Annotated in this window: 20 protein-coding genes and 1 tRNA gene; 7 read left to right on the top strand and 14 right to left on the bottom strand. The window is 73.7% G+C overall.

What is annotated here, in order from left to right; genetic code table 11:
* Positions 1-2: 2 nt before the first annotated feature.
* Together ACFWJ4_RS06820 and ACFWJ4_RS06815 are read right to left on the bottom strand one after the other, a co-directional pair.
* The gene (locus ACFWJ4_RS06820; RefSeq protein ID WP_380540026.1) at positions 3-1,361 is read right to left on the bottom strand and encodes an alpha/beta hydrolase; all 1,359 of its coding nucleotides are present in this window, start codon (positions 1,359-1,361) and stop codon (positions 3-5) included.
* Positions 1,358-3,166 (bottom strand): glycoside hydrolase family 13 protein, encoded by a 1,809-nt coding sequence (locus ACFWJ4_RS06815; protein WP_380540024.1) that lies wholly within the window; start codon positions 3,164-3,166, stop codon positions 1,358-1,360. The genes ACFWJ4_RS06820 and ACFWJ4_RS06815 overlap by 4 nt, the downstream gene beginning before the upstream one ends.
* Positions 3,167-3,318: 152 nt before the next feature.
* Between ACFWJ4_RS06815 and ACFWJ4_RS06810 the strand changes: the two genes are divergently transcribed.
* On the top strand, positions 3,319-4,365 hold the full coding sequence (locus ACFWJ4_RS06810) for a LacI family DNA-binding transcriptional regulator (RefSeq protein WP_380354931.1): 1,047 nt from the start codon (positions 3,319-3,321) through the stop codon (positions 4,363-4,365).
* Positions 4,366-4,422: 57 nt separating this feature from the next.
* Here ACFWJ4_RS06810 and def read toward each other — a convergent pair whose 3' ends face one another.
* The 8 genes from def to ACFWJ4_RS06770 all read right to left on the bottom strand — a co-directional run bounded on the left by def (position 4,423) and on the right by ACFWJ4_RS06770 (position 12,519).
* Entirely contained in the window at positions 4,423-5,064 is a 642-nt protein-coding gene (gene def, locus ACFWJ4_RS06805) for a peptide deformylase (protein WP_380540021.1), read from the bottom strand.
* 43 nt (positions 5,065-5,107) lie between these two features.
* Positions 5,108-6,100 (bottom strand): hypothetical protein, encoded by a 993-nt coding sequence (locus tag ACFWJ4_RS06800; RefSeq protein ID WP_359908447.1) that lies wholly within the window; start codon positions 6,098-6,100, stop codon positions 5,108-5,110.
* Between the two features lie 290 nt (positions 6,101-6,390).
* Complete coding sequence (locus ACFWJ4_RS06795; RefSeq protein WP_380540019.1) at positions 6,391-7,725, bottom strand: HD-GYP domain-containing protein; 1,335 nt, start codon at positions 7,723-7,725, stop codon at positions 6,391-6,393.
* Between the two features lie 104 nt (positions 7,726-7,829).
* On the bottom strand, positions 7,830-9,263 hold the full coding sequence (locus ACFWJ4_RS06790) for an HD-GYP domain-containing protein (protein WP_380540016.1): 1,434 nt from the start codon (positions 9,261-9,263) through the stop codon (positions 7,830-7,832).
* A 402-nt stretch (positions 9,264-9,665) separates the two neighbouring features.
* The gene (rsrA, locus tag ACFWJ4_RS06785; RefSeq protein WP_359908442.1) at positions 9,666-10,076 is read right to left on the bottom strand and encodes a mycothiol system anti-sigma-R factor; all 411 of its coding nucleotides are present in this window, start codon (positions 10,074-10,076) and stop codon (positions 9,666-9,668) included.
* Complete coding sequence (locus ACFWJ4_RS06780; RefSeq protein WP_380354936.1) at positions 10,073-10,978, bottom strand: sigma-70 family RNA polymerase sigma factor; 906 nt, start codon at positions 10,976-10,978, stop codon at positions 10,073-10,075. Before ACFWJ4_RS06780 ends, rsrA begins: the two co-directional genes overlap by 4 nt.
* 129 nt (positions 10,979-11,107) lie before the next feature.
* A complete protein-coding gene (locus ACFWJ4_RS06775) occupies positions 11,108-11,746 on the bottom strand; it encodes an alpha/beta family hydrolase (RefSeq protein ID WP_380540013.1) in 639 nt (212 codons plus the stop codon).
* A 20-nt stretch (positions 11,747-11,766) separates the two neighbouring features.
* Positions 11,767-12,519, bottom strand: coding sequence for an SOS response-associated peptidase (locus tag ACFWJ4_RS06770; protein WP_380540010.1), 753 nt, complete (start codon positions 12,517-12,519; stop codon positions 11,767-11,769).
* 149 nt (positions 12,520-12,668) lie between these two features.
* Here ACFWJ4_RS06770 and ACFWJ4_RS06765 point away from each other — a divergent pair, with 149 nt between their 5' ends.
* The 5 genes from ACFWJ4_RS06765 to hisN all read left to right on the top strand — a co-directional run bounded on the left by ACFWJ4_RS06765 (position 12,669) and on the right by hisN (position 17,261).
* Positions 12,669-13,394: a M50 family metallopeptidase gene (locus ACFWJ4_RS06765; RefSeq protein WP_380540007.1), complete on the top strand. Its 726-nt coding sequence runs from the start codon at positions 12,669-12,671 to the stop codon at positions 13,392-13,394.
* Positions 13,395-13,460: 66 nt separating this feature from the next.
* Positions 13,461-14,792, top strand: coding sequence for a 3-phosphoshikimate 1-carboxyvinyltransferase (gene aroA, locus ACFWJ4_RS06760; RefSeq protein WP_359908431.1), 1,332 nt, complete (start codon positions 13,461-13,463; stop codon positions 14,790-14,792).
* A 15-nt stretch (positions 14,793-14,807) separates the two neighbouring features.
* On the top strand, positions 14,808-15,860 hold the full coding sequence (gene rsgA / locus ACFWJ4_RS06755) for a ribosome small subunit-dependent GTPase A (RefSeq protein WP_359908428.1): 1,053 nt from the start codon (positions 14,808-14,810) through the stop codon (positions 15,858-15,860).
* Between the two features lie 128 nt (positions 15,861-15,988).
* Complete coding sequence (locus ACFWJ4_RS06750; RefSeq protein WP_359908425.1) at positions 15,989-16,312, top strand: multidrug efflux SMR transporter; 324 nt, start codon at positions 15,989-15,991, stop codon at positions 16,310-16,312.
* Between the two features lie 151 nt (positions 16,313-16,463).
* Positions 16,464-17,261, top strand: a complete 798-nt coding sequence (hisN, locus tag ACFWJ4_RS06745) for a histidinol-phosphatase (protein WP_380540004.1) — start codon at positions 16,464-16,466, stop codon at positions 17,259-17,261.
* A gap of 80 nt (positions 17,262-17,341) precedes the next feature.
* Here hisN and ACFWJ4_RS06740 read toward each other — a convergent pair whose 3' ends face one another.
* Complete coding sequence (locus tag ACFWJ4_RS06740; protein WP_359908420.1) at positions 17,342-18,817, bottom strand: catalase; 1,476 nt, start codon at positions 18,815-18,817, stop codon at positions 17,342-17,344.
* Positions 18,818-18,921: 104 nt separating this feature from the next.
* Between ACFWJ4_RS06740 and ACFWJ4_RS06735 the strand changes: the two genes are divergently transcribed.
* Positions 18,922-19,335, top strand: coding sequence for a Fur family transcriptional regulator (locus ACFWJ4_RS06735; protein ID WP_380540001.1), 414 nt, complete (start codon positions 18,922-18,924; stop codon positions 19,333-19,335).
* Between the two features lie 92 nt (positions 19,336-19,427).
* Here the strand turns inward: ACFWJ4_RS06735 and ACFWJ4_RS06730 are convergent, their stop codons facing one another.
* The 3 genes from ACFWJ4_RS06730 to ACFWJ4_RS06720 all read right to left on the bottom strand — a co-directional run bounded on the left by ACFWJ4_RS06730 (position 19,428) and on the right by ACFWJ4_RS06720 (position 24,867).
* The gene (locus ACFWJ4_RS06730) at positions 19,428-21,404 is read right to left on the bottom strand and encodes a sel1 repeat family protein (protein WP_380539998.1); all 1,977 of its coding nucleotides are present in this window, start codon (positions 21,402-21,404) and stop codon (positions 19,428-19,430) included.
* Between the two features lie 367 nt (positions 21,405-21,771).
* Positions 21,772-21,845, bottom strand: a tRNA-Met gene (locus ACFWJ4_RS06725).
* A gap of 64 nt (positions 21,846-21,909) precedes the next feature.
* Positions 21,910-24,867 carry a UPF0182 family protein gene (locus tag ACFWJ4_RS06720; protein WP_380539995.1) on the bottom strand — a complete coding sequence of 986 codons (2,958 nt, stop codon included), beginning with the start codon at positions 24,865-24,867 and terminating at the stop codon, positions 21,910-21,912.
* Between the last annotated feature and the right edge of the window lie 18 nt (positions 24,868-24,885).

Genomic DNA, 24,885 nt, shown 5'->3' with positions numbered 1-24,885 from the left:
GGTCAGATGCCGTCCGCCGGGCGGTGCCAGCGGTCGACGGTGAGGTCGAGGCGGGTGTCCCGGTCGACGGTGAGCGGGTGCACGACCCGCAGGCCGTCCTCGTCGACGGCGTCCAGGCCCCAGCCGCGGGAGACGCCGCCGTCGAAGCCGGTGCCACGCGGGACGGCGATCCGGCCGCGGAAGCGCCCGGGGCCGTCGGGCCGGCAGGTCAGCGGGCCGAACATCACCGGCGCGTCGTCCGGGGTGCCGTCCGGCACGGTGACGACCACCTCCAGGACGGGCCGGGCCGGCAGCTCCGGCGCCACCTCGACCTCGGTGGGCGCGTCCAGCCCGTGCGCCCGGACGGTCACCGCGGTGCGGCCGGCGGCCAGCGGGCGCAGCAGCCCGTGCGGCAGGACGGCGGCGACCTCGGGCCGCTCCACCCGGTAGTCGGCCTCCAGCGCGGTGTACCGCACGCCGTCGGCCCGGACGGCGACCGGGTTGACGGCGCTCCAGGTCTCGCCGGGGGCGAGCCGCAGGTGCGCGGCGGCGGTGAGCGAGACGACCGGCGAGGCGGCGCCGAACAGGTGCAGCAGCGCGTGCCGGGCGCGGGGACGCCAGGCGTCCTCGTGGTGGGGTGCCTGCGGGTCCTCGTAGTAGAGGAGGTCGGCGCCGCTGGTGTAGCCGGCCTCGTCGAGGAGCTGGACGGCCAGTTCCCTGGCCGGCCGGGCCAGGATCAGGCCCTCCCGGCCGCCGATGTCCAGCCAGAGCCGGCTGGGCCCGCGGCGGCGGTAGCGCTCGTACACCGACTTCTCGCCGAGGCCGGCCGGGTCGACGTGGGTGAGGAACGGGGAGAGGACGGCGGCCAGGCCGAACACCTCGGGGCGGCGGAAGGCCATGTGGTAGGCGACCAGGCCGCCCATCGAGGAGCCCATCACCGCGGTGTGCTCCGGCCCGGTCCTGGTCCGGTAGCGGGCGTCGACGAACGGCTTGACCTCGTCGACCAGGAACGCCTCGTAGCGGTGGCCCTTGAGCGGGGTGCCGGGGGTGCGCCAGTACTCGGCGACGTGCGAGTACTCGGTGCCGCGCTCGGCGCCGGCGTTGGGCACGCCGACCGCGATCAGCTCGGGTATCAGGCCCTCGGCGTAGAGCTGCTCCAGCGTCCGGTCCAGCGCCCAGGTGGGCCGCTGTCCCTGGTCGAAGACCTGCTGGCCGTCCTGGAGGTAGAGCACCGGGTAGTCGGCGTCCGGGTCCTCGTCGTAGCCGGGCGGCAGGTGGACCAGGAGGTCCCGTTCGTTGCCGAGCTGTTCGGAGCGGAAGCCCGGGACGCGTTCGATCCGGCCGCGGCGCACGGCGGCGGTCCCCGCGGTGGAGGTGCTCATCGGGCCACCGACCAGACGTGCACGGCCGGGCCCTCGGCGGGCAGGTCGCGGCCGGGGACGAGCTGCGGCCCGCCGAGCAGGTGGGTGGCGTGCCACTCCCCCGCCACCGGCGGGTGGTCGGCCCGGCTGATCTGCACCAGGATCCGCTCCTGGTCGTCCTCGCGCTCGAACAGCAGGACGTCGCGCTCGGCGAGCAGCCAGCGCAGCCCGCCGCCGCTGAGCGCGCTGTGGCCGCGGCGCAGCCGGATCAGCTCGCGGTAGGTGCGGTAGGTGTGCTGGTCCCAGGCGGACTCGTCCCAGGGGAAGGGCTTGCGGCCCTCCTCCAGGCCCTCGCCCACCACGCCGACCTCGTCGCCGGAGAACACCATCGGGGTGCCGGGCAGGGTGAACAGCAGGGCCGCGCCCAGCAGTTGGCGCTCGGGGCCGGCGAAGCTGCGGAACCTGGCGGTGTCGTGCGAGTCCAGCAGGGTGAGGTTGTGCACCCGGCTGCGCCAGGGCAGGGCGGCGCCGAACGCCGTCATGGTGGCCCGCAGTTGGGCGCCGCTGTAGTCGGGGATCGGCCCGGGCACCGCCCAGAAGTCCTTCTGGTCGTGCCGTTCGGCGAGCCAGGCCCAGACCGGGCGGGTGAAGCCCGCGTAGCTCATGGTGCCCTGCCAGCCGTCGCCGCCCAGGGCGAGCGAGGCGTCGTGCTGGTGCTCGGCGAGCAGCACGGCGTCGGGGTTGGCGGCCCGTACGGTGGCGGCGGTGGTGGTGGCGACCAGGCGGTTGAGTTCGACCTCGCCGCGTCGGCCGGCCATCTGGGCCACGTCGACCCGCCAGCCGTCCAGGTGGAACGGCGCCTTGAGGTACTTGGCGACCACCGAGTCGGGGCCCTCGTAGAGGCGGCGGCGCAGTTCGGCCGAGCGGTGGTCGAAGGTCGGCAGGGTGCGCACGCCCAGGAAGGTGGCGTAGTCCTCGGGGCCGCCCTCGCCGAAGAAGTAGTAGCCGGCCTCGGGGCTGCCGGGGTCCTGCTGGGCGGTGCGGAACCACTCGTGGTCGCTGCCGGAGTGGTTGAGGGTGATGTCGCCGATCACCTTGATGCCGCGCCGGTGCGCCTCGGCGATCAGTGCGATCAGCGCCTCGTCGCCGCCGAGCGCCGGGTCGACGCGGTCGAAGGAGACGGCGTCGTAGCGGTGGTTGGAGCGGCCCTCGAAGAAGGGGGTGAGGTAGATGACGGTGGCGCCGAGGCGCTGGATGTGGTCGATCCTGCGGGCCACGCCCCAGAGGTCGCCGCCGTACATCTGCTGGAGGGCGGCGGCGTCGCCGGTGTGCAGCGGGGTGTCCCAGTCGGCCGGGCGGGCCCACTCGGCGAGCGGGGCGTCGCCGCCCCGGGCGTAGCGGTCGGGGAAGATCTGGTAGACCACCGCGTCGGCGGCCCAGGCCGGCGGGGCCGGGTGGGCGGTGAGGCGGAAGTCGGTGGCGTCCGGCAGGTCGTGGTCGTGCAGGCCCGCCGCGGTGAGCCAGCGCCCGCCGTCCGGGGTGTGCAGCCAGAACCGGTAGTTCATCTCCGGGTTGACCATCGTCAGGCCGACCCGCCACCAGTTCGCGTCGGCGTCGGTGCGGTCGGGCACGGCGGCCTCGAAGTGCGGTTCGCCGTCGGGGACGGAGCGCAGGAAGACCCGCTCCACCGGCTGGTCGGCCGGGATCCGGACCAGCAGGTCGACCTTCTGCCCGAGCCGGGGCGCGAGGTCGCCGACGTAGCGCGCGGAGCCGTCGTGGTGCGGCAGGTGGCGGGCGGCGAGGCGGTGGCTGCGGGCCGTGTCCATGGAGCTCCTCGGTCGGGCGAACAGGGTACTGGAGGGCGGCGTTCCGCTTACCGGGGCCGACGAGGGAACCGTAACGGCGATGAAACTGTTGCGCAATATGTTGCTAAGATTGTTTCAACAGCCTCGCCGACCCGCGGCCCGGGATTTGTAAGATGCAGGCTCGACCAGTCGGGAGGACCACATTGAGCGGCCCGTCACTACGGGACATCGCCGCCCGGGCAGGCGTCAGCGCCGCCTCGGTGAGCAGGGTGATCAACGACCGACCGGGTGTCTCCGACGACACCAGGCTCAAGGTCGCCGAGGCCATGCGGGAGCTCGGCTGGCAGCCCGACCAGGGCTACGACCCGCACCAGGGCGCGCTCATCGGCATCGTCGTCCCCGAGCTCGACAACCCGGTCTTCCCCCTGCTCGCCTCCGCGATCGAGGTGCAGCTCGCCAAGCACGGCCTGACCGCCGTGGTCGGCACCTCCACCCGCCAGGGCACCGCCGAGCTGGGCTACATCGACGTCCTGCTGCGCAAGGGCGTCTCCGGGCTGGTCCTGGTCTCCGGCCGGCACGCCAACCCGCACGCCGACCACGGCTTCTACCGGCTGCTGCACGAACGCGGCATCCCGATGGTGCTGGTCAGCGGCCGGGTCGAGGGCCTGGCCGTACCCACCGTCGCCACCGACGAGGCACTCGGCGCCCGGATCGCCGTCGCCCACCTGCGCGAACTCGGCCACCGGCGGATCGGACTGGCCGGCGGCCAGGGCTACCTGCGGCCCTCGATCAACCGCCTGGACGGCTACCGGCGCGCGATGCGCGAACTGCTCGGCGAGGAGGCCCCCGCCGACTGGTACGCCGAGTCCTCCTACTCGATCGCCGGCGGCGCCGCGGCCGCCCGCCAGCTGTTCGACGCGGGCGTCACCGCGATCGTCGCCGGCAGCGACCTGATGGCCCTCGGCGTCGCCCAGGCCGCCCGCGAGGCCGGCCGCTCGGTGCCGGGCGACCTCTCCGTGGTCGGCTACGACGACTGCTACCTGGCCGCCCACAGCAACCCGCCGCTGACCACCGTGCGCCAGCCGATCCAGGAGATGGCCGCGGCCGTCGCCGAGGCCCTGTGGCGCCAGCTGGAGGGGCACGGCGGCCAGGTCAGGGACTACCTGTTCAGCCCGGAGCTGGTCGCCCGCGAGTCCACCGGCCGGCTGCGGCACGGCTGACCCCACGCCGAGGGCCGGGACACCAGCGGTGTCCCGGCCCTCGCGCGTACCGCACCGTCAGGCGTTCGACACCGTCGCGTACTTCGGGGTGCCCTCGGCCATCTGCTGCAGGGCGTCCTTGCGGTCCCGCTTCGACAGCTTGTCGATGTAGAGGGTGCCGTACAGGTGGTCGGTCTCGTGCTGGAGGCAGCGGGAGAAGAAGCCGGTGCCCTCGACGCGGATCGGCTTGCCGTCCTTGTCGACGCCGGTGACCGCGGCGAAGTCCGGGCGGGCCAGCTCCGCGTAGGCGGTGGGGACGGAGAGGCAGCCCTCGTTGCCGTCGTCCAGGACGCGGCGGCGGTCGGCCGGGTACTCCTCCAGCACCGGGTTGATCACGTGGCCGATGTGGCGCACGCCGTCGTCGTCCGGGCAGTCGTAGACGAAGACCTTGAGGTCGACGCCGATCTGGTTGGCGGCGAGGCCGACGCCCTCGGCGGCGTACATCGACTGGAACATGTCGTCGATCAGTGCGGACAGCTCGCCGTCGAAGACGGTGACGTCCTTGACCTCGCGGTGCAGCACCGGGTTGCCGACGACGGTGATCGGGCGCGCGGTGCCCCTGCTGAGGTCGGGCTCCTCACCGATCACCTTCACGGGCGTCTCGGGCGCCGTCCCCTCCACGTCGTGCTCGTGCTCGTGCTGCTCGGCCTGCTCCGCCATGTCTTCCGCTTCCGTCGGTGTACGCGTTACCTCACCAGGGTACTCAGCACACTTCTTCGAGATCCCGGTAAGCCCGGCTTCCCGGGGCGGCCGCGACCCAGCGGTCCAGCAGGGTGCGCACCAGGTGGGCCGGTGCGGCGATCCCGCACTCGCGCTCGACCAGCCAGGACATCCCGGCCGCGCCGCCCTGGCTGAGGTGGCTGAGATGGCCGGGGTGGGCGGCGTCGCCGTCGTCGTGCGGGTCGTGGTGGGCGGCGACGCCGTCGTCGGAGGCCATCCGGCTCTCCGAGCAGGCGCGGCACAGCAGCCGCACCGAGGAGGTCCAGTCCTCGGCCGCGTAGCCGGCGTCGGCGACCAGCCGCTCCAGCGCGTCCCGGTCCCCGGCGGTGGCGGCCTGGAGCAGCACCACGTACGTCGGCACCGGGGAGGGCGCCCACAGCTCGATCTCGTCGAACACCGGGTAGGCGACGCCGTCGGTGACCCGCTCGCCGTGCGGGGCGCCGTCGTGCAGCACCACCTCGCCCCAGCGGCGGCCGGAGGAGGGCAGCGGGATGGACAGCACCTCGATCCGGGCCGGGTCCAGCCGGCGGCCCCAGACCACCTCGGACTCGCCGTCCGGGGAGAGCCGTACCGGGGTGGTGCCGAGGTCCAGGCTGACCGGGCCGTCCTGCTGCCCGCCGGGGCCGCCGGGCAGCTTCAGCCCGTACGCCTGCCAGGCGCGGCGGGCCAGCGGCCAGTCCTGGAGGGCGGTGGCGGTGATGCCGAGGTTCCACCAGTCCGGGGCGCCGTGCTCGCGGTCCAGCAGGGCGACGGCGCGCAGCCCGGCCGAGCGGGCCTGCTCCCAGTCCCGGCGGAACTTGTGCAGCAGGGCGAGGTTGAACCAGGAGTCGGAGAGCCACGGCTCCAGGTCGGCGGCCATCACCAGCAGCGCGCCGGCGTCCTCGTAGCGGCCGTCGCCGATCAGCGTGAAGGCCCGGTCGGTCGTCTGCCGCCAGGTGGCGGACGGCCGGTGCCGTGCCCGGTGGAAGATCCTCACGTTCGTCCCTGCCGTCGTCGTCCGCTCAAGTCCCGTGCCACCGTGCCCGTACCGCCTCGGACGGTGTTCGGGGCCCGGTGCCCCGGGTCGGTGTTCCACGCTACGACCGCATCCAACCACGCCCGCCCCCGCCCGCGCTCCCCACCGCCGAGGTTGGGGTCCGCCCCTCCCCAGCCTGCCCGTCCGATCCCACCCGCTCAACCCCTGACAGCCGGAACCCGGTTTTCCCGGTCCCGCGACGGCGGCGCACGGCCCGTACCGTGCGGGCCCCGCGCACCCGGGCCCGCCCCTCAGCGACGGGCCTGGCCGCCCACCCTGGCGAGGGCGTCCACCACGCGGGGGTCGTAGACCCGGCCGCGGCCCAGCCGCAGCACCTCCAGGGCCTCCAGCCGCCCGACGGCCTCGCCGACGCCCCGGCCGCGGGCCGACGTGAGCAGGTCGTCGTGGGCGTTGGCGACCCGGATGATCCGGGACGCGAGCGGCACCGGCCCCTCGCCGGGGGCGGGTCCGGTGTACGGGTCGGCCAGCCGGGCGACCTGCTCGGCGACCTGCCGGGGCACTCCGGTGCGGCTGATCACCTCGCTGCCGAGGCGGGCGATCCGCTGCTGCTCGGCGTACGGCAGCAGGGCGGTGGCACCGTCCGGAACCGGTTCGACCAGGGAGAGCTGGCCGACGTCGTGCATCAGCGCGGCGTACTCCAACAGGGCGAGCTCGCGGGTACCCATACCCAGCTCGCGGCCCAGCGCGCACGCCGTGTCCGCGACCCGGCGCGCGTGCCCGTGCGGGGTGTAGCCGGCCACCTCGGTGGCCCGGGCGAGGCTGGCGATGGTCTGCCCGGTGGTGGCCCGCACGGCGGCGGCGCGCCGGAAGGACACCTGGGCGAGCAGCAGCGGGGTGCAGAACAGCGGCAGCGCCCACAGCCCGACCTCGCCCGCCGCGAGGCTGACCAGCATCCCGGTGGCGACGATCGCCGAGCCGATGCCGAACAGCGAGCGCAGCTCGTCCTCCAGCGCCGCCGGGAACCGCAGCCCACCGCCGGACCGGCGCAGCAGCGCGGCCAGGGTCGCGTCGCAGAGCGCGGCCAGCGCGGCGACGGCGGTCAGGAACACCCCGTACGCCGGGCCCTCGGGCGAGAAGCGGTCGACCGCACCGCCGTTGTAGAGCGGCTGGAAGACGGCGGCCGCGAAGCCGACGGCGAGCAGCCGGCGGGCGGCGCCGTCGCGGCGGGCCGGGTCGGCCCAGGGCGGACGGCCGGGCGGACGGCCGGGGCCGCCCGGCAGGACACGGCGCGGCAGGACGAGGCAGGCCAGCCAGCCCAGCAGCAGGCCGGCCCCGGTCACCGCGACCACCTGGAGCGTCCCGTGCGCGGTCGGCACTCCGCGCAGCGGCCCGAGCAGCGCGTACGCCAGCGCGCCGGCCGCCCCGATGGGCGCCTGCTCCCGATCCCCCGGAAGGGTGATCCGGACGCACTCGCCGAGCGCGATCAGCGCGGTGAACGCCAGCACGACCCCGGGCTCCGCGACCCCGCGCACCGCGACGGCGCCCAGCGCGAGCGCCAGCAGCGCGGCGGCCACCGCGTGCACCGCGCGCGCGGTGCGCCCGCAGGGCGTGCGGCCGAGGAGCACCCGCCGCAGCGCCCGGGGCCCGAACGCCCCCGCTCCGCACACCGCACGCCCGAACGCCCCCGCTCCGAGCACCGCACGCCCGGAAGCCGCGCGCCCGGGGGCCCTCACGGCTGCCCGGCCACGGGGACGCTCCCGCCCTGGGGCGGCACCCGGCCCGGCGCCGCCCGGACCGGCTCGGGCACCCCGAGCGGGATGTCCGGCACCGCCTCGATGCCGTCCTCGGAGTGCACCACCGGCTGCCAGTCGTGCCCGGCCAGCGCGTCGATCAGCGCCCGCACCATCACCGGGTCGAACTGGCTGCCCGAGCAGCGCTCCAGCTCCGTGACCGCCTCGCCGACCGGGCGGCCGCGCCGGTAGGAGCGGGTGGAGGTCATCGAGTCGAAGGCGTCGGCGACCGAGATGATCCGGGCGAACTCGGGGATCCGCTCGCCGGCCAGCCCGCTCGGGTAGCCCCGGCCGTCCATCCGCTCGTGGTGGTGCAGGATTCCGGCGTGCGCCTCGCCGAGGAAGTCGATCCCGCGCACCAGCTCGTACCCGTACACCGGGTGGATCTCCACCGCCCGGCGCTCCGCCTCGGTGAGGGGACCGTTTCTGCGCAGCAGCTCGGTGGCCACCCCGAGCTTGCCGACGTCGTGCAGGATGCCGGCGAAGCGCAGGGTGCGCAGCCGCTCGGCCTCCATGCCGAGCTGAGTGGCGATCAGCACCGAGGCCCGGCCGACCCGTTCGCTGTGGCCCCGGGTGTAGGAGTCCTTGATCTCCACGGCCTGCACCAGCGACTGCACGGTGGCCTGGTGGGCGTCGCGCTCGCGCTGGCCCTGGGCGAACACCCAGGCCGAGATGGACAGCGGCAGCAGGGCGAGCAGCGCCGCGAACGCGCCGTACGGGCCCTGCCAGAGCACCGCGACCATCAGCCCGCCGGCCGCGTGCACCAGCACCGGCAGCCCGCACACCGCGTGCGCCCCGCGCAGCAGCACCCCGGGGCGGCGCCCCTCGCCGAGCATCAGCATGACGCCCACCACCACCCCGTTGACCAGGCAGAAAACCGCGACGGCGGCGAATCCCGGCAGCAGCGCGGCCGGGAAGCGGGAGCCGAGCAGCAGCTGCGGGCCGTGCAGCAGGTGGAAGGCGGCCGAGGAGGCGAAGGCGCACAGCGCGAGCTGGGAGCCGTTGAACAGCTGGCGCGGGCGGCAGCCGCGCCCGTTCGGGCCGCCGAGCAGCGCGGCCGGGGCGGCGACCAGGGCGGCGGCGGACGGCGGGAGCATCAGCACCCCGGCGAACAGCACCGGGAAGAAGGCGTTCACCCCGGGCCGGGCCGGCGTCCGCTCGGGCAGCGCCGGCCGGTGCAGCAGCCGGCGCACCAGCACCAGGCAGGGCGTGGGCAGGCCCTGGGCCAGGGACTCCCAGCAGCCGTGCAGGAAGGCCAGCAGCCCGACCTTGGGCCAGTCCACCGGCCCGCCCAGCCAGTGCGGCACCCCGGGGACGGCCGCGGCGGGCAGCAGCGGCACCAGGCAGCACAGCGCCGCCACCGGGACGGCCACCAGGTAGCGCGCCGCCCCTCGCGGCAGGGTCGATCCTCCACAGTCGGTAGCGATCTCGACCTCCCCGCCGTACGGACCCCGTCTTACCTCAACGCGTCGGGCGGACCGACGGTGAGTGTCCGTCAGGAGAATAGGCCGCCGTCCGGACATGGGGACGCATGATGGCGCAACGGCGCAGTTGGCGCACCGCCAACTCACTCGAACGAGTGAGGGCGCGCGCGAGCGGAACGGGAGCGGCCCCGGGAGCACACTCTCCCGGGGCCGCTGTCACTCCTTGCCCGACCTGCGCGAACCGCCCGCCCCGCCCTCACCGGCGGGCCGACGGACCACCGCACCCGGTGGTCGACCACCCGGCCGTCCGTCGCACGGACGTTCGCCGCGCGGGCGTTCGCCGAGGGGCCGTCACTCCGCCTGGGCGCCGGCCTCGACCGGCGCGCCGGGGCGCTCCGTGGACTCCTGCTCGGCCGCCCCGCCCAGCCCGGGCGCCGGACGGGCCGACTCGGCGTGCACCTCGACGGTGGTCTCCACCGCGACCACCACCTGCTCGCCCGAACGCTGCCCGGCCCGGATCGAGTCGATCCTGGCCAGCACCTTGCTGCGCAGGTCGGTCGGGGTGTCGTCGCACCCGCAGGAACGCTTGATCAGCGCCTTGATCGCCTGCTCCAGCCCGTACTGCTTCAGGCAGGGCGAGCACTCCTCGAAGTGGACGCGCAACTTTGCGCAGTCGCCCTCGGGCATCTCGTTGTCGAGGAATTCATAGAGGTGGTCGAGGACCTCGCCACACTCGGTTTCGTGCGGATCGCCGCAGCTCATGAGCCCGAGCCCTTCGCTTCCTGCCCTGCCCCGCTGCCGGCCGGGACCAGCCCGCGCTCACGGGCGTAATCCTCCAGCATGCCGCGCAGCTGACGACGGCCGCGGTGCAGCCGGGACATCACCGTACCGATGGGAGTACCCATGATGTCCGCGATCTCCTTGTACGCAAAGCCTTCTACGTCCGCGAGATAGACGGCGATCCGGAATTCCTCCGGGATGGCCTGGAGCGCGTCCTTCACATCACTGTCGGGAAGGTGGTCGAGTGCCTGGGTCTCGGCCGAGCGCAGACCGGTCGACATGTGCGACTCGGCCCGGGCCAGCTGCCAGTCCTCGATCTCCTCCGCCGCGGTGCGCTGGGGCTCCCGCTGCTTCTTGCGGTACGAGTTGATGAACGTGTTGGTGAGGATGCGGTACAGCCAGGCCTTGAGGTTCGTGCCCTCACGGAACTGGTGGAAGGACGCGTACGCCTTCGCGAACGCCTCCTGGAGCAGGTCCTCCGCGTCGGCCGGGTTGCGCGTCATGCGCAGCGCCGCCGAGTACATCGGATCCAGGTAGCCCAGGGCGTCGCGCTCGAAGCGCTCCCGCCGGGCCTCCTCGCTCTCCTCCGCCGACACCCGGTAGGTGTCCTCACCGATCGCCTCGGCCAGCTCCTCACCGGTGAGCGCCTCGCCCGCGGGCAGGGCGTCGCCCGGGCCACGGCCCGGATCGGCCTCGTGCTCGGTCCCGACGACCGGACCCACCTCCTCGGCATGACGGGCACGGCCCACGGCGGGCCGCCCAGAAATGGAGGATATCGGGCTGACGGGCTTCTCGCCCGCGTCGAGCCACTCCGACCACGAGGGGGCGAACGCCGTGGTGGCCTCGCGCTCCTCAGGCCGCTCGGGGCACGCGATCGAACCCATCTGCCCTGCCTCTCACACCGGTGACTCGTGCTGACGGACACGACAACCACACCGGCCGCGGCCGCATTCCCGCCCCCGGGCACCATTCGCTCGCACGAGTGATCGAGCGGAAACTCCCCGCTCACGGCCTCACAGCAGCCGCAGCACCCAGTCCCCCACCGACGAGCAGATCAGGTCCAGCACCTCGTCCTGCCCCACCGGCGCCCGCTTGGGCACCTCGAAGCCGTGGCTGCCGTACGGCACCGCCACCAGCTCGTGCCCCGCCGGGAGCTCCGGGAACTCCGCCGGCCCGCCGAACGGGTCCGCCGCGCTCTGCACCACCAGCGTCGGCAGAGCGGACTCCAGCAGCTCCCCGGCCCGGCTCTTCTCCGGCTTGCCCGGAGGGTGCAGCGGGAACGCCAGGGCCACCACCCCGACCGCCCCGGTCGCCGCGCCCGTGCGGCAGGCCACCCGCGCCCCGGCGCTGCGACCGCCCACCACCAGCGGCAGGCCCTGCCCGGCCAGCCGCTCCGCCACCGGCCGCCAGCCGAGGTCCAGCGTCCTCGGCGCCGGGCCGAGCCTGCGGCCCGCCACCCGCCAGGGCTGCTCGACCAGCGCCACGGTGATCCCCCGGGCCGGCAGCTTCCCGGCCAGCGCCACCAGGTCCCGGGCCTCGATCCCGCCGCCCGCGCCGTGGCCGAGCGCCAGCACGACCACGGGCCGCTCGGCGCGGTGGTAGGTGATCCGGGCCTCCCCGGCCTCGGTGGGGACCAGTTCGGTGGTGCTCATCGCAGTGACTCCAGGAAGGTTCAGAACAGGGTGGTCTCGTACTCGACCTCGGTCCACGGCTCCTTGAGCTCCGGACCGTTGTTGCGGATGCTGCCGACCGCCGGCGACACCGGGGTGGCCAGCAGCGCGCCCGGCGGCGGGGGCACCAGCAGCGGGCGCAGCCCGTCCGGGTCGGTCGGCCGCGGGTCCAGCCACGCGTCCCAGTCCCCCGGGTCCAGGAACAGCGGCATCCGCTCGTGGATCGGCGCCAGCGACTCCTCGGCGTCCGTGGTGACGATCGTGAAGGTCACCAGCCAGGCCTCCGGGTGCCCGGGCGGCACCGCCCGGTTGCGCCAGAACTCGTACAGCCCGGCCAGCGCCAGCGGGGTGCCGTCGGCCCGGGAGACGAAGTACGGCTTCTTGCGGGCCTTTCCGCGCTCCCCCGGCACCGTCTGCCACTCGTAGTAGCCGTCCACCGGCAGGATGCACCGGCGCGCGGCGAAGGCCTGCCGGTACGAGGGCTTCTCGTGCACCGTGTCCGACCGGGCGTTGATCATCTTCACCGCCGTCTCGGCGGAGTTCGACCACTGCGGCACCAGCCCCCAGCGCAGCACCCGCAACTGCCGCACCGGCCGCGGCCGCTCCCCGCCCAGCCGCTCCAGCACCACGAAGGCGCTGTTGGTCGGCGCGACGTTCCAGTTCGGGTCCAGGGTCTCCGCGGGATCCCAGTGCTCGACGTCGAACAGCTCGACGACGTCCTCGGGCTTGCTGCTGGCTGCGAACCGACCGCACATGCGGGCCAGCTTGCCATGCCACCGGTCCTCAGGACTTGTTCATCCCCGGACCAGAACCACCCGCCGCCTCCCGCCCGTCCCCGCATGGGAGGCTGCCCCGAACGGCCCAACGCGACGGCCCAGTGCGGCGGACGGAGGCGGAGACACCGATGAACGCGAACGACCTGACCCTCGGCGACCTGTGGAACCAGGTGACCGGCACCCAGGCCGCCCCACCCGGCTGGCTGGTCCTGGCCACCGGCGCCGCCGCCCTGCTCACCGTCCTGGCCCGCCCGCTCTGGCACGTCGCCCGCAACGCCGTGACCATCGCCCACGAGGGCGGCCACGGCCTGATCGCCGTGGTCACCCGCCGCAAGCTGGCCGGCATCCGGCTGCACTCGGACACCTCCGGGCTCACCCTCTCCTACGGCCGCCCCACCGGCCCCGGCATGGTCCTCACCGCCGCCGCCGGCTACACCGCCCCCGCGCTGCTCGGCCTCGGCTGCGCCGCCCTGCTCGCCGCCGACCGGATCACCCTGCTGCTCTGGCTGGCGATCGTGCTGCTGCTCGCCCTGCTGCTGCGCATCCGCAACGCCTTCGGCTTCCTCAGCGTGCTGGTCGCCGGCGGCGCCTTCTTCCTGGTCTCGTGGTTCGGCAGCGCCGAGGTCCAGGCCGGCTTCGCCTACCTCGGCTGCTGGTTCCTGCTCTTCGGCGCCGTCCGCCCCGTCCTGGAGCTCCAGCACCAGCGCCGGATCGGCTGGGCCCGCGACTCCGACGCCGACCAGCTCGCCCGGCTCACCCACGTCCCCGCCCTCGCCTGGGTCACCGTCTTCCTGCTCGTCGCCCTCGCCTGCCTCGGCCTCGGCGCCGCCTGGCTGGTCCAGCCGCTGCGGTAGCCGGCCGGGGCGTCCCGCCGCCCGACCGACGAGGGGGGCTTCCGCCGCGGCCCCTAGACTTGCCCCATGACCGAGACCCTGTGGCCCGCCCCCGTCGCGACCAGCCCCGTCGACGCCACCGTCACCATCCCCGGCTCCAAGTCGGTCACCAACCGGGCCCTGGTGCTGGCGGCACTCGCCGACGGGCCGGGCTGGGTGCGGCGCCCGCTGCGCAGCCGCGACTCCCAGCTGATGGCCGACGGCCTGCGCGCCCTCGGGGTCACCATCGAGGAGAAGGTCAACAACGACTCCGGCGGCACCGGCGGCGGCGAGGCCTGGCGGGTCATCCCCGCCCCCGCGCTGCTCGGCCCCGCCTCCGTCGACGTCGGCAACGCCGGCACGGTGATGCGCTTCCTGCCGCCGCTCGCCGTCCTCGCCGACGGCCCCGTGCACTTCGACGGCGACCCGCGCTGCTACGAGCGCCCCCAGCACGGTGTGATCAACGCCCTGCGCGCGCTCGGCGCCCGGATCGAGGACGGCGGCCGGGGCGCCTTCCCGCTCACCGTGCACGGCACCGGCTCGCTGGACGGCGGCCCGGTCGAGCTGGACGCCTCCTCCTCGTCCCAGTTCGTCTCCGCCCTGCTGCTCTCCGGGGCCCGCTACAACCACGGCATCGAGGTCCGCCACGTCGGCGGCCCGGTCCCGTCGCTGCCGCACATCCGGATGACCGTGGAGATGCTGCGGCTGGCCGGCGCCCAGGTCGACGCCCCCGAGGACGGCGGCGAGAAGGACGTCTGGCGGGTCACCCCCGGCGCCCTGCTCGGCCGCGACCTGGTGGTCGAGCCGGACCTCTCCAACGCCGCGCCGTTCTTCGCCGCCGCCCTGGTCACCGGCGGCCGGGTCACCGTGCGGGACTGGCCCAGGCACACCACCCAGCCCGGGGACCAGCTGCGCGAGATCTACACCCGGATGGGCGGCGCCTGCGAGTTCACCGACGAGGGCCTGCAGTTCACCGGCACCGGCCGGATCCACGGCATCGAGGCCGACCTGCACGACGTCGGCGAGCTCACCCCGGTGATCGCCGCCGTCGCCGCGCTGGCCGACTCCGAGTCCCACCTGTACGGCATCGCCCACCTGCGCCTGCACGAGACCGACCGGCTCGCCGCGCTCGCCAAGGAGATCAACGACCTGGGCGGCGACGTCACCGAGACCGAGGACGGCCTGCGGATCCGCCCGCGCCCGCTGCACAGCGGCATCTTCCACACCTACGAGGACCACCGCCTCGCCACCGCCGCCGCCGTGCTCGGCCTCGCCGTGCCCGGCGTCGAGGTCGAGAACGTCGCCACCACCGCCAAGACCCTGCCCGACTTCCCCGGGATGTGGTCCGAGCTGCTCGGCGAAGCGGCGGCGGGCGCCTGAGCGGAGACTGAGCACATGCGCCGCTACGGCAAGGACGCCGACGAGGACGACATCCGCAACCGCCCCGCCCGCCGGGGCTCCCGGCCGCGGACCCGGATCCGGCCCAAGCACGAGGACGCCGCCGAGGCGATGGTGCTGACCATCGACCGCGGTCGGATCACCTGCCTGGTCGACCCGGGAACGAAGCAGGAACGCGAGGTCGTCGCCATGAAGGCCCGCGAGCTGGGCCGCAAGGGCGTCGTCGTCGGCGACGTGGTCAACCTGGTCGGCGACCTCACCGGGGACGCCGACACCCTCGCCCGGATCGTCCGGGTCGAGGAGCGCACCTCGGTGCTGCGGCGCACCGCGGACGACGACGACCCGTACGAGCGGATCGTGGTCGCCAACGCCGAGCAGCTGGCCATCGTCACCGCCCTGGCCGATCCGGAGCCGCGCCCCCGGCTGATCGACCGCTGCCTGGTGGCGGCGTACGACGCGGGCATGGAGCCGCTGCTGGTGCTCACCAAGTCGGACCTCGCCCCGGCCTCGACGCTGCTGGAGACCTACGCGCCGCTGGGCATCGAATACGTGGTCACCCGCCGCGACGAGCTGGAGACCACCGGCGCCGAGGCCGTCCGGGAGCACCTGCGCGGCCTGTCCACGGTCTTCATCGGCCACTCCGGCGTCGGCAAGACCACCCTGGTCAACGCGCTCGTCCCGGACCGCCGGCGACAGACCGGGCACGTCAACGCCGTCACCGGCCGCGGCCGGCACACCACCGTCTCCGCGCTGGCGCTGCGCCTGCCCCCGCCGCCCGGCGCCAAGCCCGGCTCGAAGAAGGCGCTGAACCCCGGCTGGGTGATCGACACTCCCGGCTTCCGCTCGTTCGGCCTCTCGCACATCGATCCGTCCCGGGTCATCCTCGCCTTCCCCGACCTGGAGGCCGGCACCGTCGACTGCCCGCGCGCGTGCAGCCACGACGAGCCGGACTGCGCGCTGGACGCCTGGGTCGCCGAGGGCCACGCCGAGGCGGCCCGGCTCTACTCGCTGCGCCGTCTGCTGGCCAGCAAGGACGGCGAGGCCGACTGAGTCCGGCCGTCCGCGGCCCGTCGGCGGGGTTGGTGGCCCGTTCGAGGTGTCGGAGCGGGCCCACCTGGCGATCATAGGAAAGTCGGGCCGTATGCGGTCCGCCCGTCGATCGACAGGGAGGGCACGCGATGGCATGGGCCCTGGTGGTCCTGGCCGGCCTGCTGGAGACCGGCTTCGCGATCAACCTCAAGCTCAGCGAGGGCTTCACCAAGCTCTGGCCCACCATCAGCTTCTGCGTGTTCGCCCTCGGCAGCTTCGGCCTGCTCACCCTCTCGCTGAAGACCCTTCCGGTCGGCCCCGCCTACGCGGTGTGGACGGGCATCGGCGCGGCCGGCACCGCGATCTACGGCATGCTCTTCCTCGGCGAGAGCTCCTCGGTGCTCAAGCTGGTCTCGATCTCGCTGGTGATCGCCGGTGTCATCGGCCTCCAGCTCAGCGGCACGACCCACTGAGCGGCCCGGCACACGGAGCGGCCGCCCGGCACACGGAGCGACGAGCGGAGCCGACACGGCGTGCCGGACGGCCGCGCGCGCCCGCACCCGCTCCGGGCCGCTCCGCGAGCCCGGCTGTGCCGATCCGGGGAGGCTCGCTAGGGTTTCGGGCATGGCCGATTACCACGACGACCTCCGACTCGCCCATGTCCTCGCCGACTCGGCCGACTCGGTCACCCTGGATCGCTTCCGCGCCCTCGACCTGAAGATCGAGACCAAGCCCGACCTCACCCCGGTGAGCGACGCCGACAAGGCCGCCGAGGAGCTCGTGCGCAGCGTGCTCCAGCGCGCCCGTCCGCGCGACGCCGTCCTCGGCGAGGAGTTCGGTCTCCAGGGCTCGGGCCCGCGCCGCTGGGTGATCGACCCGATCGACGGCACCAAGAACTACATCCGCGGCGTCCCGGTCTGGGCCACCCTGATCGCCCTGCTGGAGGACGGCCCGGACGGCGTCGAGCGCCCGGTGGTCGGCATCGTCTCCGCCCCCGCGCTGCAGCGCCGCTGGTGGGCGGCCAAGGGCCTGGGCGCGTTCGGCGGCCGCAGCCTGACCAAGGCCTCCCGGCTGCAGGTCTCCGGTGTCTCCCGGATCGAGGACGCGTCCTTCTCCTACTCCTCGCTCAGCGGCTGGGAGGAGCGCGGCCGCCTCGACCCGTTCCTGGACCTCACCCGCGCCTGCTGGCGCACCCGCGCGTACGGTGACTTCTGGTCCTACATGATGGTCGCCGAGGGCGCCGTCGACATCGCCGCCGAGCCCGAGCTGTCGCTGTGGGACATGGCGGCCAACTGCATCATCGTCGAGGAGGCCGGCGGCCGCTTCACCGGCCTGGACGGCGTCCCCGGTCCCGGCGGCGCCGACGCCGTCGCCTCCAACGGCCTGCTGCACGAGGAGGCCCTGCGCCGGCTCTCCGTCTGACCCGGCCGGCCCGAGCGTGGTCGCGGCCCCCCGACCAGTGGGAGCTGGTCGGGGGGCCGCCGCCGTTCCCGGTCCGGTGACTACCGCTTGCGCAGCTCCCGGACCGCCGCGTCCAGCCGCTGCCCGAAGTCGGCGTCGGCCTTGCGGAAGTTGTCGACCGCCCGCTCCACGATGTCCTCGCGGTCGGCGGAGACCTTGGCGATGAAGCCCGCCAGGTTGCCGATCAGGCGCTGCTTCTCCTCCTCGGAGAACAGCCGGTACAGGTCGCCGGCCTGCACGAAGTCGTCGTCCTCGGCGTGCGAGGGCGCGGCGTGGGTGCCGGTGGGGCCGTCGACGGCGGTCGCGGCCCACAGCGGACGGCCGGTCTGCACCGGGCCGCCGAAGCTGTTCGGCTCGTAGTTCTTCTGCCGGCCGTGGCGGCCGTCGTACAGGTGGCCGTCGCGGCTGTTGGTGCGGGCCTCGGTGGCGTGCGGACGGTTCACCGGCAGGTGGTCGGCGTTGATGCCGACCCGGTAGCGGTGGGCGTCGGCGTACGCGAACAGGCGGCCCTGGAGCATCTTGTCCGGGGACGGGCCGATGCCGGGCACGAAGTGCGCCGGGGAGAACACCGACTGCTCGACCTCGGCGAAGACGTTGTCGGGGTTGCGGTTGAGCTCCAGCTTCCCGATCTCGATCGGCGGGTAGTCGGCGTGCGGCCAGACCTTGGTCAGGTCGAAGGGGTTGAAGCGGTAGTTCGCCGCGTCGGCCGCAGGCATGATCTGAACCTGCACCGTCCAGCTGGGGAACTCGCCGCGCTCGATCGACTCGCGCAGGTCGCGCTGGTGGCTGTCCGGGTCCTCGCCGGCGAGGGTGTTGGCCTCGGCCTGGGCGAGGTTGCGGATGCCCTGGTCGGTCTTGAAGTGGTACTTGACCCAGAAGTGCTCGCCGGCCTCGTTCTGCCACTGGTAGGTGTGCGAGCCGTAGCCGTTCATGTGCCGGTACGAGGCGGGGATGCCGCGGTCGCCGAACAGCCAGGTCACCTGGTGGGTGGCCTCGGGCGACAGGCCCCAGAAGTCCCAGACGTTGTCCGCCTCCTGGGAGCCGGTGTACGGGTCGCGCTTCTGGGTGTGGATGAAGTCGGGGAACTTGATGGCGTCCTTGATGAAGAACACCGGGGTGTTGTTGCCGACGAGGTCGTAGTTGCCCTCCTCGGTGTAGAACTTCAGCGCGAAGCCGCGCGGGTCGCGCACCGCGTCGGCCGCGCCGAGGTTGCCCGCCACCGTGGAGAAGCGCAGGAACGTCTCGGTCTGCTTGCCGACCTCGGAGAGGAACGCCGCCCGGGTCCAGGGCGTCACGTCGGCGGTCACGGTGAAGGTGCCGTACGCGCCGGCGCCGCGGGCGTGCACCACGCGCTCCGGGATCCGCTCGCGGTTGAAGTGCGCGAGCTTCTCGAACAGCAGCTGGTCCTGGATGAGCGCCGGGCCCCCGACGCCCGCCGTCTCGGTGTTCTGGTTGTCGGCGACGGGGGCACCCGCCTCCGTGGTCAGGGTCGGGCGCTGCTCGTCCTGGATCGTCATGGGAGTGCCTCCGCGGTGTCCGGTCGTGATGACACGATCCTAACTTGGACTTTGTCCAAGTCAATACTGGAACCAATCTCGGAGCTTCACCTACTCTGGATGGCATGAGCGACCTGCTGGAGAGACTGCGCGCACGGGGCTGGCGGCTGACCTCGCAACGCCGGGTCGTGGCCGAGGTCCTGGACGGCGACCACGTGCACCTCACCGCCGACGAGGTGCACGCCCGCGCGGCGGCCCGGCTGCCGGAGATCAGCCGCGCCACCGTCTACAACACGCTCGGCGAACTCGTCACCCTCGGCGAGGTCCTGGAGGTCGCCACCGACGGCCGCGCCAAGCGCTACGACCCCAACGCGCACCGCGCCCACCAGCACCTGATCTGCTCGGACTGCGGCGCGATCCGCGACGTCCACCCGCAGGGCGACCCGCTCGCCGCCCTCCCCGCCGCCGAGCGCTTCGGCTTCGCCGTCACCGCCGCCGAGGTCACCTACCGCGGCCTGTGCCCGAACTGCCGCCCCTGATCAAGAAGTTGCACCGATCGGGGAGTAGCACCGATCGGGGATTGGCACCGAGCGGCGGGACAAGCGGATCGCGGGGCCGCTCGAATCGGGGGCTACGCGCTCAACTCGGCGTTCAGCGCGCCCAGCAGCCGCCCGGCCCGTTCGGCCACCTCGGCCGGCCCTGAGCCGATCGCCCGCCGGCACCAGTTCTCCGCCTGCATCGGCTCCCCGCGGCGCAGCGCCAGCAGCGCCAGCCGCAGCGCCGCCCGGCCGTGCCCGGCGTCGGCGGCCCGGGTGTACCAGAGCATCGCCTCGGCCTCGCTGTCCTGCCGGGCCAGCAGCAGCCCCAGGTTGAACGCGGCGCTGCGGCTGCCCGCCTCGGCGGCCCGCCGGTACCAGCTCTCCGCGATCTCCAGCGCCCCGCGCTCGGCCGCCCGCACGCCCATCCGCACCTGCGCCCGGCGGTGCCCGGCGTCGGCGGCCAGCGCGTACCAGTGCTCGGCCTCGGCGTCCGCGTCCCCGCGCCGGTCCAGCAGCGAGGCCAGTCGGAACGCGCCCTCGGCCGAGCCTCCGGCCGCCGCCTGCCGGTAGCGCTGCAGCGCCCCGGCCAGGTTGCCGCGCTGCTCCTGGACGACCGCGAGCTGCAGGGCCGCCTCGCCGTGCCCCTCGGCCGCGGCGCGCGCGTACCACTCCTGGGCCTGCTGCTGCTCGCCGCGCCCGGCGTGCAGCACGCCGAGGTTGAACGCGCCGTCCACGCTGCCCGCCTCGGCCGCCTTGGAGAACCAGGGCTGGGCGCCGGACTCGTCGCCGCGCTGCAGCAGCACCACGGCCAGCGCGTTGCAGGCCTCCCGGTGCCCGGCGTACGCGGCCCGCCGGTACCACTGCTCGGCCTGCTGCTCGCGGCCGGTGCCGGCGCAGAGCAGGCCCAGGTTGAAGGCGCCGTTCTGGTCGCCCGCGTCGAGTGCGGCGCGGTACCAGCGCTCGGCCGCGGCGGCCTCGCCGCGGCTCGCGTGCAGCGCGCCCAGGGCGTTGGCGGCGTTGCCGTCCCCGGCCTCGGCGGCCTCCTGCCACCACTCGGCGGCGGCCGCCACGTCCCCGGAGTCGCGCAGCAGGAAGCCCAGCGCGCAGGCCGCGCGCGGCTCCCCGTTCTGCGCGGCCTGCCGGTACCAGCGGGCCGCCTCGTCCAGCAGCGACCGGTCGGTGCGGGCGCGCTCCTCCAGCAGCACGCCCAGGCGCAGCGCGGCGCGGGCGTGGCTGCGGGCGGCGGCGGTGCGGTACCAGGTCTCGGCGGTCTCCTTGTCCCCGGCGGCCTCGCGCATCCGGGCCAGCCGGTAGGAGGCCTCCCGGTGCCCGGCGTCGGCGGAGACCTTGAACCAGCGCTCGGCGCGCACGTCCCGCCGGTGCTCCATCAGGTCGCCCAGGGCGTACGCGCCCAGCGGGTGGCCGTGGTCGGCGGCGAAGTGCAGCCAGTACTCGGCGGCCTCCTCCTCGCCCTGGTCGCGCAGTTGCAGCCCGAGCGCGTGCGCGGCCGGCGCGCTGCCGGCCACGGCGGCCTGGCGCCACCACTGGCCGGCCTCGGCGCGGTGGCCCTGCTGGTGCAGCAGCACACCGAGGTTGTTGGCGGCGGCGCGCACCCCGGCGGCCGCGGCGGCGCGCAGGTAGGACTCGGCGTCCTCCAGTTCGCCGCGGCGCAGCAGCAGGGTGCCGAGCCGGCAGGCGGCGTCCGGGTCGCCGCCGTCGGCGGCCTGCCGGTGGCGGGCCTCCAGCGCGGCGGACTCGCGGGCGGCGAGGGCGGTCTCGAAGCTGGTCGAGTCGAGGCCGGCCGGGTCGAGCGCGGCGCCGGCGGCCGGCTCCCCGCCGGGCTGTTCGCCGTACGCGCCGACGGCGGCGGCGAACTGACGGGTCGACACGTGGACCAGGCTGTCGGGTCCACAGCCGGGGGCCGGGGAACGCTCGGACAGTCCGCTGGTGCGCTGGGCGGGCAGGGCTCCGGGGTGGGCGGCGGTGCTCTCGGGGCTCTCCGCCCAGGCGTCGGTGTCCGCCTCGACGGCCGCCGCGGACTTGGCGCCTGACTTGCCGATCAGCCTCATGCCGACTCCCGCTCCCCCAGAGTGTCGCGGCATCGTGCCCCGGCGTGCGACCGGGAGGACTCCCGGGGGAGGCGCCGGACCCGACGGCCGGTCAGCGGCCGTGCACCGTCCCCCATGTGTCCCATCGTCGCATCACCCAGTACCCGCGTACACCTGCCCCGGCCGAATTCCGGCGGGGCTGACCCGAAGCCGACGAAATTGCTTCGGCGCTTTGTCGATTTCCCGACACTCCAACCCCACAAACCCCGCTGCCGTCGTCCTTGGCGACGGTCGATACTACCGGAGCGGTTCCCGCCGCTTCCGGGCGAGAACGGAGCGGGAAACACCAGAGGCCCGGAGGAAGAATCCTCCGGGCCTCTGGCCTTTGTAGCGGGGACAGGATTTGAACCTGCGACCTCTGGGTTATGAGCCCAGCGAGCTACCGAGCTGCTCCACCCCGCGTCGGTGGTTGAACCATAGCACGGTCGCGGGGTGGAACGGAAAACGGTTGCCGCAGCTCAGCGGGCTACGGCTGCGGGCTGGGCGATCCGCCGCCGGTGGCACCCGGGGCGGGAGTGCCGCCCGGGGCGGGCGCCGGGCTGCCGCCGCGGGCCGCCTCGGCGGCCTTCAGCGCGTCGCCGAGCGCCTTCTGGGCGTTGCCGTAGGCCACCCAGTCGCCGTTCTTGAACGCGGTCTGGCTGTCGTTGTACGCCTTCCCCGCGTCCGAGAGCGCCTTCTGGAGCTCCGGCGAGATCGTCCCGCCCGGCGCCGGCGCGGTGGGCGTCGTCGGGTTGGTCGGGGTCGTCCCGGTGCCCGGGTTGGACGGCACGGTCGGGGTGGTCGACGGGGGCGTCCCGCCGAACACCTTCTTCAGCGCGGCCTCCAGGGTGTCCTCGAACGCCACGTTGTCGTCCCCGTACACCGCCAGGACCTTCTGCATCGTCGGGTACTTGGCGCCGCGTCCGCGCACGTACACCGGCTCGATGTTGAGCAGTCCGCCGCCGACCGGCAGGGTCAGCAGGTTGCCGTACTCCAGCTCGGCGTCCCCGCCGCTCTTCAGCGCGAAGATCTGGTTGGCCACCTCCTGGCGGGAGTTGAACTTCGACTGCACCAGGCCGGGGCCGGGGGCGCCGCTCTCGCCCGTCATCTTCAGGATGCGGATCTTCCCGTAGTCGTCGCCCGGGTCCGCGTTGACGGCCATGAAGGCCGCCAGGTTGGGCCGCTGGTTGGGCACGAAGGTGCTGGTGAGCGAGAAGCTCGCGGTGTTGGTGTCCGGCATCCGCACCGTCACGTAGTACGGCGGCTGGACCTGCTTGGTGTCGCTGGTCGGGTCCACCGGGACCTGCCAGATGTCACTGCCGTTGAAGAAGGAGTTGGCGTCGGTGACGTGGTACTGGCCGAGCAGGTCGCGCTGCACCTTGAACATGTCCTGCGGGTAGCGCAGGTGCGGCAGCAGGCCCTGCGGGATGTCCGCCTTGGGCTCGACGGTGCCGGGGAAGGCCTTCATCCAGGTCTTCAGGACCGGGTCCTTGTCGTCCCACTGGTAGAGCTTCACCTCGCCGGTGTAGGCGTCCACCGTGGCCTTGACCGAGTTGCGGATGTAGTTGACCTGGTTGGCGACGGTCAGCAGCTCACCGCGCTGGTTGGTCAGCGAGTCCTTGGTGGCGGCGCCCAGCGTCGTCTTCGAGGAGAACGGGAAGCCGTCCGAGGTGGTGTAGCCGTCCAGCACCCAGAGCACCCGGCCGTCCTGCACCACCGGGTACGGGTCGGCGTCGATCGACAGCCACGGCGCGACCTTCTCCACCCGCTCCTTGGGCGTCCGGTTGTAGATCACCTTGGCGCCGTCGGTGATCGCCCCCGCGTAGAGGATCTGCGGCTCGCTGAAGCGCACCGCGTACGCGGCCCGGGTCAGCGGGTTGTCCAGCGAGACCCCGCTGCCGCCGGAGTAGGTGTACTCGGCGTTCTGGCCGGTCTTGGGATCGGTGTAGTCGATCTCCTTGTTGGCGCCGCCGACGATCGAGTAGGTGGTGGTCTTCTCGCCGTAGTAGATCCGCTGCTGGTAGTCGCCCAGCGTGCCGGTGGCCGGCAGGCCCGACTCGGTGAACACCGGCTGGCCCTTGTCGTCGACCTGGTTGCCCTTGGCGGCCACCGCGCCGTAGCCGTGGGTGTACTTGAAGTGGTCGTTGATCCAGTTGCGCTGCACGCCGTTGAGGTCGAGCTCGCGCAGGCCGATCACGCTGTCCTGCTTGCCCTGCCCGGTGCCGTAGCGGTCCACGTCCAGCGTGCTCGGGAAGGCGTAGTAGTTGCGCTGCTGCTCCAGCGACTGGAACGTCGGCGAGACGACGTTCGGGTCCAGCAGCCGGATGTCCGCGACGGTCTGCGCGTCCGGCTTGAGCGCGTCGGCGTTGGTGGTGCCCTGCGGGGTGTACTGGGTGGTCTGCGCGTCCGCGATCCCGTACGCCTGGCGGGTGGCGTCGATGTTCTTCTGGATGTACGGCGTCTCCTTGGCCTGCTCGTTCGGCTTGACCTGGAACTGCTGCACGATCGCCGGGTACAGCCCGCCGATCAGCACCGCCGACAGCACCATCAGCCCCAGGCCGATCAGGGCCGGGGCCCAGGTGCGGCGGATCGGGGTCAGGAAGAACAGCACCGCGCAGATGATCGCGACGAAGAACAGGATGGTCTTGGCCGGCAGGAACGCGTTGGCGTCCACGTAGCGCAGGCCGGTCCAGCCCGAGACGCCCTTGTACGAGCCGGTCTTCACCGCCAGCGCGTACCGGTCCAGCCAGTACGCGACGGCCTTCAGCAGCACGAACACGCCCAGCAGCACCGCCAGGTGCCCCTGCGCGCCCACGCTCGCCCGGCGGCCCGGGCCCTGCAGCCGCAGCCCGCCGTACAGGTAGTGCACCAGCGCCGAGGTCAGCAGCGAGACGATCACCGCACTGAACGCGAAGCCCAGCACGAACTCGTAGAACGGCAGGTCGAAGGCGTAGAACGAGACGTCCATGCCGAACTGCGAGTCCTTCTCACCGAAGGAGGTCGAGTTCGTCCACATCAGCCAGGTCCGCCACTGCCCGGAGGCGGCGGCGCCGGCCACCAGGCCGATCACCAGCGAGATGCCGATCAGCGCCCAGCGCTTGAACGGCGCCAGGCCGGCCCGGTAGCGGTCCAGGCTCTGCTGCTCCACCGACATCGCCGACAGCGGCGGCCGCAGCCGGTGCGCCAGCCAGATGTTGAAGCCGACGATCACCGCCATCAGCAGCCCGAACACCGCGAACAGGCCGATCTTCGTCCACAGCTGGGTGGTGAACACCGAGGAGAAGTGGACCGACTTGAACCACAGCCAGTCCGTCCAGAAGCCCGCGAACATGACGAACAGCAGGAAGAGCACCGCGAGCACGCCCAGGGTCAGCAGGGCCACCCGCGCTCGCCGGGAGGGCGGGCCTACCCTGCGCCGGAAACCCGGCTCTGAGCGTTCGGGCATCTGGAAGACCACGGTGGC

Source organism: Kitasatospora sp. NPDC127067 (assembly GCF_042724755.1).
In the GTDB taxonomy this organism is placed as follows: domain Bacteria; phylum Actinomycetota; class Actinomycetes; order Streptomycetales; family Streptomycetaceae; genus Kitasatospora; species Kitasatospora lactacystinica.
Note: the sequence above shows the minus strand (reverse complement) of the source record. Positions and strands in the feature narration are given on the sequence as shown.